This is a genomic window from Bacillus timonensis (genome assembly GCF_000285535.1).
Lineage (GTDB): Bacteria > Bacillota > Bacilli > Bacillales > Bacillaceae_L > Ferdinandcohnia > Ferdinandcohnia timonensis.
The window spans coordinates 462,527-472,449 of sequence record NZ_HE610985.1 but is presented as its reverse complement, the minus strand read 5'-3'; the positions used below and the strand labels follow the sequence as shown (position 1 = coordinate 472,449).

The following is a 9,923-nucleotide window of genomic DNA, read 5'->3' as shown; positions in this document are numbered from 1 at the left end:
CTTTTGTCCATCCAATCACTTTTAAACCATGATAGATAGCTAGAGTAATAATAATTGGAAGGATAATCCCAATAGCAATGTAAATTGATAAAACAATTGCACCCTGTTCAGCTAAAATATTAATCGGTGCGATTAGTGAGTTAAGACCAAGGCCGGCTAATTTATATGGAACTTGAAAATCAAAAATCAATGTTGCTATTGGAGCACAAATGACAGCTGCGATAAACGGCGGAATGGCAAGCCGTGGATTTTTAATTAAGTTCGGAAACTGTACCTTAGGAGTAATTAACGATTGTGCAATGTTAGCCCCTGCATCATTTTGTTTAAAGGACATCGCCGTGAAACCAGCAAATTGGACTGTACAACCAATTAAAGCAGCTGCACTTGAAACCGGATCAAGTTGTAATGCAATCGCAATAGCAGCTGAAGAAGCTGGTGACATTAGAAAAATACTCCACACAAGTGATATAACCATAGGTCCAATGATGGGAGAACCAGCAACAGATGAAGCAATTTGTGCGCTGAGCCATTCTAACAGCGGAGTGGTAATGATTGATAAAAATACACCAGCGATACCTCCTACAAAAATAGCAGCAAACGGTATTGCCATCATATCAAGTTTCGTTTTTCCTGCAACCCGCTTACCTACCCAGGTAGCGACAACAGCGGCCATAACTGCACTTAACGGTTGTCCGGTTACTAATGTAACACCGTTTTCTGTCATTTGAACAGCGCTTGCTCCCACCGTAGAGCAGGCCATTGCACTAAAAATGACTAGTGTATTACCTCCAAGCTGGTACGCAATGCCTGCTCCAAGAGCTGGAGCTAACATAAGCTGAGCCGAAACTCCGATTATAGTAAAACCATCCCAACCAGTAAATGTTCCAAGTGATTCCATAAGTAGACCAATTCCCAGTGTTACTAAAACTGCATTTGCAAGTCCTTGTGAAGCTTTATACATTCTGTCAATCAAATATTTTTTTGTTGATTGTTTCATTATGTAATCCCCCTGAAGTAGTAAATTGTTATAATGATATAGTTATTTTCAGAAAGTGTCAACAATTACATTTATTTTGAATCTTAAAAAACGCTTTCATTAAAGGTATTTATAAAGTGATAAATTCAAATTGAGTGTAAGAAAAAATGATTGTATATTATTTGATTATAATTTTTTGTAGCGCTACGATACACTATCCAAAAAGTTCAAAGAAGAATGAAATGAAAAAGCTGGATAGCCAATTTCTTTATTCAAAGCTAATTATTTGTTAAATAAATTCGTATTAATTTCTAATACTACGTTTCTTGTGCTAAAATAAGTTTGGAAAATAGGTGCTGAGTAAGTACCAAATATAAAGTATGGAAGGAGTGAAGTTGATGTCTAAGAAGGAAGAAATCATTAAATTGACCTCCCTTTCTACAAAAGCTGGCTGAGGATGTAAAATCGGTCCTGAGGACCTGACGCAGGTTCTGCGTCATTTACCTAAAGCTACACCAAATCCAAATTTATTAGTGGGTCTGGATACTCCTGATGATGCTGGAGTATATAAAATCAATAATGAACTAGCACTTGTGCAAACCCTTGACTTTTTTACGCCAATTGTGGACGATCCGTACATGTTTGGGCAAATTGCTGCCGCTAATGCTTTAAGTGATGTCTACGCAATGGGAGGAAAACCAATTACGGTCATGAACATCGTTGCCTTCCCTATTAATACATTGGATAAAAGTATTTTAGCCGATATCCTAGCAGGCGCTGCTGAAAAGGTGAAAGAATCAGGAGCATCCTTAGTGGGTGGTCACTCTATTGATGACAAGGAGCCAAAATTTGGGTTATCAGTAACGGGTACGGTTCACCCGAATAAAATTCGTGCAAATGCAGGTGCCAAACCTGGTGATCGTCTCATTTTAACAAAGCCAATCGGTGTTGGAATCTTAACAACAGCCATTAAGAGAGATTTGTTGGATAAGGAAGATATAGAAAAAGTTACAGAAGTAATGGCAACCTTAAATAAAAATTCTGCAGAGGTAATGGAAAACTATCAAGTTCATGCTTGTACAGATGTAACAGGGTTCGGACTTCTCGGGCATGCGATGGAAATGGCGGAAGGAAGCCATGTAGGATTTACAATTCGTTACGAAAATGTCCCTATTCTACCGAGAACTAAAGAACTCGCTGAACAAAAGGTGGTTCCAGGTGGAACAAAGAAAAATCACGCTTGGTTAGCTGAACGAGTAGAATATAGCTCTAGCCTTGATGAACTCGATCAACTCATTCTTTGTGATGCGATTACGTCTGGTGGATTGCTAGTATCCGTTCCAGAAGCTGAAGCTGAAAAAATGCTGGTAGAACTACACCAAAACAATGTAGATGCTCACATAATTGGGGAAGTAACAAGCGAATACCCTGGATATATTAAGGTACTTTAAAGGACTCTAGATTGAGTCCTTTTTTGATTGTTGTGAAATAGTAACCTTGTGCATTTATCTTGATGGAAAACCGGAAGAATTTACAGAGGAAATGGATGAGCAAATGTATGATTCATGAAATATTTTTCCTTGGAAGGAAATTATTGTTTTCTAAATCATGGCTTGTTATACTTCTAGTAACTGCATATTAATAGAAAAGAAGGTACATACTTTGTCGAAAAAGAAATTTCAATATTGGCTGATTCAAATTTTGTTAATTTTAACAATCATCTTTGTTTCAACGAAAATTACATTTTTATTTAAACCAATTGGTGTGTTTTTTTCAACGGTCTTTTTCCCAATTTTGATAACTGGATTTCTCTATTTTTTATTAAATCCGGTCGTCAAATTCCTTCATCGGCATAAGGTTCCGAAGAGTTTAGGGATATTAATTATTTATATTGTATTCTTTGGATTACTTGTTTTAGCGGGTGTGAATTTAGTTCCTGTTATTTCAAATCAATTTACCGCACTTGGAAATGCCTTACCAGGATACGCCAATCAAGCGATGGACTTTGTCGAAGATTTCTCGAAGTCCTCAGAATTTAAGTGGATTCAAGATGAACAACAAGAGTTATTAAACACCATTGAAGAAAAAATAATCGCATTTGCGAATACCCTCCCAAATCGTATTACAGGTGGAATTACACAAATTATTGGTGTCATAACCAATATTGCAATCATCCTTGTAACTGTACCATTCCTCTTGTTTTACATGTTTAAAGATGGAGATCGATTTCCAAAAGCGATTGCAAGGTTTTTCCCTACTGTATACAGGGATGAAGCTTTAACGATTTTAAAAGAAACTGGAGATACACTATCTGCTTATATACAGGGGCAAGTTACGGTAGCATTAGCGGTTGGTACACTTTCATTTATTGGATACTTGATAATTGATTTACCGTTTGCGCTTGTGATGGCATTGATTGTTGCGGTCACTAATATTATTCCATATGTTGGACCCTTTCTTGGCGGAACACCAGCTGTTATTATTGCTCTATTTGACTCGCCTACAAAGGCATTGTTAGTTGTCGTGGTAATTGTTATTGCGCAGCAGATTGAAGGAAATGTGCTCTCCCCTCTTATTCTTGGAAAAACACTTGATACACATCCAGCAACAATTATTATTCTCTTACTTGCAGCTGGAAATTTAGCTGGAGTATTGGGGATGATTCTTGCAATCCCGACATATGCTGTTATCAAGACAATCGTCATCAATATCGTGAAATTTTTAAAAGCAAAGAAAAAGGCGGACTTAACAACGGATGTATAAACGAAAACCACGGAATTGTGTTCCGTGGTTTTTATGTTTAACAGATTTCAATCAATAGCAAGTCCAACTTCTTTCGCTATTAATTCATAGGATCTGACCCGGTCTGTTGGGGAGTGCGTGATTGTGACAATCATTATTTCATCTGCATGGTATGTCTTTTGAAGTTGTTGGAGTCTCTCCTTCACTTCTCTTGGATTACCGATGAGCACTTTTTGTTTCATTTTTTCAAAGCCTTCATGGAGATTCTCCTTCTCCAGGTAATCCCTTGCTTCTGGAATAGATGGTACTCCTTCTATTCCTTCGCTTTTTTCTCTTTGCTTCCCCCACACATATGAACTTAACGCAATATCTTCTGCTTTTTCTTTGGTTTCAGCACAAATGGCAGAAACAGTCACAATCACTTGTGGCTTGTCATCTTTATTCTGTGGCGTAAAGTTTTGAATATATTCTTTGACGATTTCTTCGCCATCATTATCGCTCATAAATAGACCAAATGTGTAAGCTACCCCCTTCTCAGCTGCCAGGATGGCACTTTTTTTGCTTGTCCCCAGTAGCCAAGGAACTGGCGGTGTTGGTGGAATTGGAGCAGCTGTTAGGTTAGTAAATTCATGGTCAGGTGGGAAATCGTGATGTATAAAATGAAGAAGCATATCTATCAATTCTGGCATCTTCCAAACCTGTTGCAGAAAATTGTCGGATAACGCATTCGTTGCTTCGGCTGAACCTCCAGGTGCCCTACCTATTCCAATGTCAATTCGATTTGGAAATAGGGTTGAAAGCATATTATACACTTCTGCAACCTTATATGGTTTATAGTGAGGCAATAATACGGCTCCTGATCCTATACGAATTGATTTTGTGTGAGCACCTATGTAGGCGAGCATAACCTCGGGTGCTGGACAAGCAAGTCCGGATAAGTCATGATGCTCAGCAATCCAATATCGTGTATAACCCAAGCGTTCCCCTGCCTGGGCTAGTTTCATTGATTGTATTAATGCTTCTTGTGGTGTTTGATTAGTTGAAATGGGAGCTTGATCTAGAATACTTAACTGCATTATGATAATTCCCTCCCACTATCTTCTTTCACGAAGGGTTAATTTGAAATCCCCAACCTGATTTTTTTCATATAGATTGGTAATTGAAGTGGAATATTCTACGATTGTAACTTTACAGTCTATTTTTCTTTTAGGTATCTTTAAGTTAAATTCGCCTTTGTATAAAAGAGTTGTTACATCGTGGTACTCCTCGCTTGATACGTTAAATTTGACTGTTACATGCAACAAATCGTTTATATGTTCTTCATGGTATTCAGTTACATTCAATTTATAATCATTTAGGTATATTTCTGCAACCAATGGTCAGCACTCCTTTTTGTCATTTCGTATTTGCAAGGTTACGAATAATCCATTATAAAATTCTTTTTTGGCAACAATGGGTAAACCATTTTGTTTAACTAGATTTTCTGTTTCTCTATTTAAACAACAACCATCACAGACTCTTTTCCATGCTGGAGTAAGCCAATCCTGAAGCTTTGATAAAAATGGGTCTCTCATTTTTACATGTTCAAACATGAGTATTGTTCCATTTGGTTTACATACTCTCTTCATTTCACGTAGAGCTTTTTCTACATTTGGGATTGTGCAGAATACAAGTGTGGCCACAACTGTATCATATGTATTATCTTCAAATGGTAAACTTTCCGCACCGACTTTTACAATTTCAATCGGCACTACCGCTTTTGTTTTGTTTTCAATTGCTCTTTCTGACATATTTGGGTTAGGTTCAATTGCTGTAACACTTTGTACACCCCGATATAGCGGGAAATTGATACCTGTTCCTGAGCCAATTTCAAGGACTTGCCCGGTAGCCTTAGCTAGTAATTGACTTCGAATTGAAATGAATTTTCTTTTTTCGAGTGGTTTCATAAATATATCGTAGAGTGTTGGAAAGATTGTACTCATTTTTTTCATCTCCGTTAGGATTCATTACCTTCATTATATAATAGTTTAACCGGGGATATCGAATAATTGGTATGCAGTATGAACATGTAATGCTAAAATGGGTAAGATAAAATATAAGACAAGGTAAGGAGTTGTATGTGTTGAAATTCCAATGGAATTTAATTTTAGGACTATTATTTGCACTTATTGTAGCAATCTTTGCGGTTGTAAATGTAGATTCAGTTAGAGTAAATTTTGTATTTGGTTATACAGAGATCCCGCTTATTTTAATTATTTTGGGTTCTGCTCTTCTTGGTGGACTAATCGTTGGTATGTTTGGTATTCTCCGTCAATACAAACAGCAAAGACAAATCAAGAAGTTGGAAAAGGAGCTAGAACAACTAAGAATGAAAAATAAAGATAAAGCTGATGGGATAGAAAATGATGTTGAAACAACTGAACAAGTAGAGAACGAAAAATAAGGAAAGGTGAGGACCCTTCCTTATTTTTTAATTATTTACTTTCACCTCATCCACCGGCTCTAACAACCCCATTTGTAGGCAGGTTTCAAGGAGCAAAGCTTTCAGCTCTTTTTGAAATTGAATCTCGATTCTTTCTTCAGTAACCGAAACAATGGTTCCATGCCCGAATACACGATGTTTTACAACCACTCCCTCTTGTATCTCATCTATTTTTGTTATGGCATTAGGATTATAAGGGACAGCCGACTTTTCAAGGACCTGCTTTTTCGGTTGTGCAGGTTGCACTTTATTAGGTGGAGAAATGATATTTCTTACATTTGCCACAAACCGAGACCTGGTAACATCTTTTCCATTTTGTTTTTTGTATGATAACAGCTCCAGCTCTTGCTTAGCACGTGTCATTCCAACATAAAACAATCGCACGGATTCTTCCATGAGGCTACGGTCGCCATCTTTATATTTGTTAATCTCATCATGCGAAGGAATCACTCCTTCAATCAAATCAATCATATACACTTTTTTAAACTCAAGTCCTTTTGAACTGTGAAAAGTTGAGAGGGTAATAGCATCTCTATTCTTGTTAAATTTGGACTCTTTCATCACGTTTTCTAGATGGTTTAATCGATCAGCAAATTGTTCCATTGTTTCAAGTGTATCGGCAATTTCCTCAAGCGTTTGAAGAACATTGAACAAATAATCCGTTTTAAAGCCAAGCTTCTTACTCATTTCTTTAAGGGTTTGGTCATAGCCTAGCTGGTTTCTGATAATCTTTATCGCTTTAAGTGGTTTTATCCCCTTCATTTGTTGAATAGCTTTTTGGCATGTTTGAATTTGCTTTATTTGATAATCCTTTAAGCTTTTATTTAGTAAAAGTCGTTCGAAAATGGATTCACCAGGCTTTTTTTTAGCTAGTTCGAACATTTGCTCTCTAGATAGGTAGAAGCCGCATTTCGTGTAAATTTGCTCGAAGATATCCACCCGTTTATCAGTAAACGTCATTCTCATAAAGTTCAAAATATCTTTAACGATCCAATGTGAGAAAAAGCGGTTATCAGAATCTTTAATATAAAAAGGGATTTGATTTCGATCAAGTTCGTTTATTAACATAATCGAGGCAGAATTATTCCGATATAACACAGCAATATCTTGTTTCTTTTCTAGCATACTCATTTCTTGTACGAGGTATTTTGCTTGAAGCCGATAATCCTCAAATTGTTTCAACTGAATTGGCTTATGACTGGGGTTTTCAGTAAACATATTTTTGTCATAGCGGTCCTTGTTACGTTTAATGAAGCGATTCGCAATGTCAACAATATCCTTAGACGAACGGTAGTTCTGCTCCATTTTAAGGATAACCGCGTTTGGATAGACTTTTTTAAAATCTAACAAATACTTTGGTTCAGCACCACGCCATGAATAAATGGATTGATCATCATCTGCCACGACATATAAGTTTTGATGTGGCTTTACCAGCTTCTCGATAATGGCATGCTGTACGAGCGAGGTGTCTTGGCTTTCATCCGTTAGGACATAATCATAACGGTCTTGATAGTTTCGAAGAACGATTTCATCATTATTGAATGCCTCATTTGCAATCGTAAGCATGTCATCATAATCAAGTAAAAGATAACGTGGATTCGCATTTTTAATCTTTTCATATTCCTCAATAATCGCCTCGACGGAAGGAATGTCACACTGAATGGTTCCCCACTCCTCACGAGGGATTATTTTATTTTTCATATAACTAATATAAGTGGTTAATTCCTCGAGTTGCTCTTCCGTTATATTTTCACCATTCATCGATTTGAAAATTTTCCGTAACAACAGTTTTTTAGTTGGACCTCCGTCTTGGTTACCTTCAATCAATTGATACGATATATTTTGCTTATAAAAATAATCTCGTACAACTTGGAATGCCAAACTATGAATCGTTGAAAAATCAACGGAGTCTGTTGAGTGATCAGGAAAAAAACGGGCAAATCTTTCTTTCATATCAGCTGCTGAGGCGCGGCTAAAGGTAACAGCCTTTATTCGAGCTGGTTTTGCTCCCTCTTCTTCTATTAAGTAACCAATTCGCATAATCGTGGTTGTCGTTTTGCCGGACCCAGGTGATGCTAATAAAAGTAAGGGTCCCTTTGTATGGAGAACAGCCTTTTTTTGAACATCATTTAATATCACACCAAGCTGTTCCTTTTTACGATTAAAAAAGCTTTGTCCTTTATTCATGTAGCCCACCTCCTGTTCATTCAAAATTCCATTATAAATTCTATTATTTTGATTGACAAGGGTATGAACTTCAAGCAAGTCTAGACATAAAATGAGGGAATATTTGGTACTTTATATAAAGAGGAAAATGAGAGGTGACTAAATTTGGACTACAGAATTGAAAAAGACACAATGGGTGAAATAAAAGTCCCTATTGATGCTTACTGGGCTGCCCAAACTCAGCGGAGTAAAGAAAACTTTCAAATTGGTACGGAAAAGATGCCTCAAGAGGTAATCGAGGCCTTTGCAATTTTAAAAAGGAGTGCCGCTCTTATAAATGAAAAGCTTGGGAAGCTAAGTGCCAACAAAGCTAAAGCTATTACAAATGCTTGCGATGAGATTCTATCAGGAAGTATTTTTGAGCATTTTCCGCTTGTTGTGTGGCAAACAGGCAGCGGGACACAAAGCAATATGAATGTAAATGAAGTGGTTGCAAACCGTGCCAACAAGTGGTTAAAGGAAAATGGATTTACTGAGAAAATCCATCCAAATGATGACGTTAATATGAGTCAAAGTTCCAATGACACTTTTCCTACTGCAATGCATATTGCCGGTGTGAAAGCAGTACACGGACGTCTTCTTGCAGCAGTTGATACATTACAAGCTACTTTAGAAGGAAAGGAAACAGAGTTTGAAAATATTGTAAAAATTGGCAGAACTCATTTACAGGATGCCACCCCGTTAACGCTTGGTCAGGAAATTAGTGGCTGGATTCATATGTTAAAACGTTCTAAGGAAATGATAAAGGAATCTACTGAAAAAATGCTCGCGCTTGCCATTGGTGGTACTGCGGTTGGAACTGGCATTAATGCACATCCGAAATTTGGAGAGAATGTTGCTAAAGAAATCTCAGACTACACAAAGCTCTCTTTTTATTCTTCTAAAAATAAATTTCATGCGCTCACAAGTCACGATGAAATTGTTTATGCTCATGGAGCATTAAAAGGATTGGCAGCGGACTTAATGAAAATCGCCAACGATGTAAGATGGCTTGCTAGTGGGCCACGCTGTGGGATTGGGGAAATTACCATCCCGGAAAACGAACCTGGCAGTTCGATTATGCCAGGGAAAATAAATCCAACCCAAAGTGAAGCACTCACAATGGTTGCTGTCCAGGTGATGGGCAATGATGCAACAATTGGAATTGCAGCTAGTCAAGGGAATTTTGAATTAAATGTATTTAAGCCGGTGATCATTTATAATTTTCTTCAATCGGTTAGACTTCTAGCAGATTCAATCGAATCATTTAATAAAAACTGTGCAGTTGGAATTCAGGCAAATGAAGCAGTAATATCCAAGAATTTGCGAGATTCATTAATGCTAGTGACAGCTTTAAATCCTTATATCGGATATGAAAAGTCAGCAACCATCGCAAAACATGCTCATAAAAATGAAATGTCCTTAAAAGAGGCAGCACTTCAGCTGGGATTACTAACCGAAAAAGAGTTTGATCAATATGTAAAACCTGAGGATATGGTTCATCCAAAGGAATAAAAA

The 9,923-nt window shown here is 37.2% G+C and carries 9 protein-coding genes; 4 read left to right on the top strand and 5 right to left on the bottom strand.

Features of this window, described 5'->3' with window-relative positions:
* Window positions 1–997, bottom strand: a 997-nt coding sequence (locus BTHG_RS24140; protein WP_010282019.1) for a PTS transporter subunit IIC, incomplete at its 3' end; no start/stop codon positions are given.
* 377 nt (window positions 998–1,374) lie between these two features.
* Here BTHG_RS24140 and selD point away from each other — a divergent pair.
* Both selD and BTHG_RS02670 read left to right on the top strand, forming a co-directional pair.
* The gene (selD, locus tag BTHG_RS02675) at window positions 1,375–2,427 is read left to right on the top strand and encodes a selenide, water dikinase SelD (protein WP_083849033.1); all 1,053 of its coding nucleotides are present in this window, start codon (window positions 1,375–1,377) and stop codon (window positions 2,425–2,427) included.
* A 211-nt stretch (window positions 2,428–2,638) separates the two neighbouring features.
* Window positions 2,639–3,739 (top strand): AI-2E family transporter, encoded by a 1,101-nt coding sequence (locus BTHG_RS02670; protein WP_010282001.1) that lies wholly within the window; start codon window positions 2,639–2,641, stop codon window positions 3,737–3,739.
* A 47-nt stretch (window positions 3,740–3,786) separates the two neighbouring features.
* Here BTHG_RS02670 and BTHG_RS02665 read toward each other — a convergent pair whose 3' ends face one another.
* From BTHG_RS02665 to BTHG_RS02655, 3 genes are read right to left on the bottom strand one after another with little or no spacing between them, the layout of a single operon-like run.
* Window positions 3,787–4,794, bottom strand: coding sequence for an LLM class flavin-dependent oxidoreductase (locus BTHG_RS02665; RefSeq protein ID WP_010281999.1), 1,008 nt, complete (start codon window positions 4,792–4,794; stop codon window positions 3,787–3,789).
* An 18-nt stretch (window positions 4,795–4,812) separates the two neighbouring features.
* On the bottom strand, window positions 4,813–5,094 hold the full coding sequence (locus BTHG_RS02660) for a DUF3219 family protein (RefSeq protein ID WP_010281998.1): 282 nt from the start codon (window positions 5,092–5,094) through the stop codon (window positions 4,813–4,815).
* A 3-nt stretch (window positions 5,095–5,097) separates the two neighbouring features.
* The gene (locus tag BTHG_RS02655) at window positions 5,098–5,700 is read right to left on the bottom strand and encodes a class I SAM-dependent methyltransferase (RefSeq protein ID WP_010281996.1); all 603 of its coding nucleotides are present in this window, start codon (window positions 5,698–5,700) and stop codon (window positions 5,098–5,100) included.
* 140 nt (window positions 5,701–5,840) lie between these two features.
* On the opposite strand from BTHG_RS02655, the gene BTHG_RS02650 reads away from it, so the two are divergent.
* Entirely contained in the window at window positions 5,841–6,161 is a 321-nt protein-coding gene (locus tag BTHG_RS02650) for a LapA family protein (RefSeq protein WP_010281995.1), read from the top strand.
* Window positions 6,162–6,188: 27 nt separating this feature from the next.
* Here BTHG_RS02650 and BTHG_RS02645 read toward each other — a convergent pair whose 3' ends face one another.
* The gene (locus BTHG_RS02645) at window positions 6,189–8,387 is read right to left on the bottom strand and encodes an ATP-dependent helicase (RefSeq protein ID WP_010281993.1); all 2,199 of its coding nucleotides are present in this window, start codon (window positions 8,385–8,387) and stop codon (window positions 6,189–6,191) included.
* Window positions 8,388–8,531: 144 nt separating this feature from the next.
* Here BTHG_RS02645 and fumC point away from each other — a divergent pair, with 144 nt between their 5' ends.
* Window positions 8,532–9,920: a class II fumarate hydratase gene (fumC, locus tag BTHG_RS02640; protein WP_010281991.1), complete on the top strand. Its 1,389-nt coding sequence runs from the start codon at window positions 8,532–8,534 to the stop codon at window positions 9,918–9,920.
* The last annotated feature ends 3 nt before the right edge of the window (window positions 9,921–9,923 follow it).

Excerpts from the sequence above, each read along its gene's own strand:
- BTHG_RS02665 (WP_010281999.1), bottom strand. The coding sequence starts at position 4,794 with ATGCAGTTAAGTATTCTAGATCAAGCTCCCATTTCAACTAATCAAACA.
- BTHG_RS02645 (WP_010281993.1), bottom strand. The coding sequence starts at position 8,387 with ATGAATAAAGGACAAAGCTTTTTTAATCGTAAAAAGGAACAGCTTGGT.
- BTHG_RS02655 (WP_010281996.1), bottom strand. The coding sequence starts at position 5,700 with ATGAGTACAATCTTTCCAACACTCTACGATATATTTATGAAACCACTC.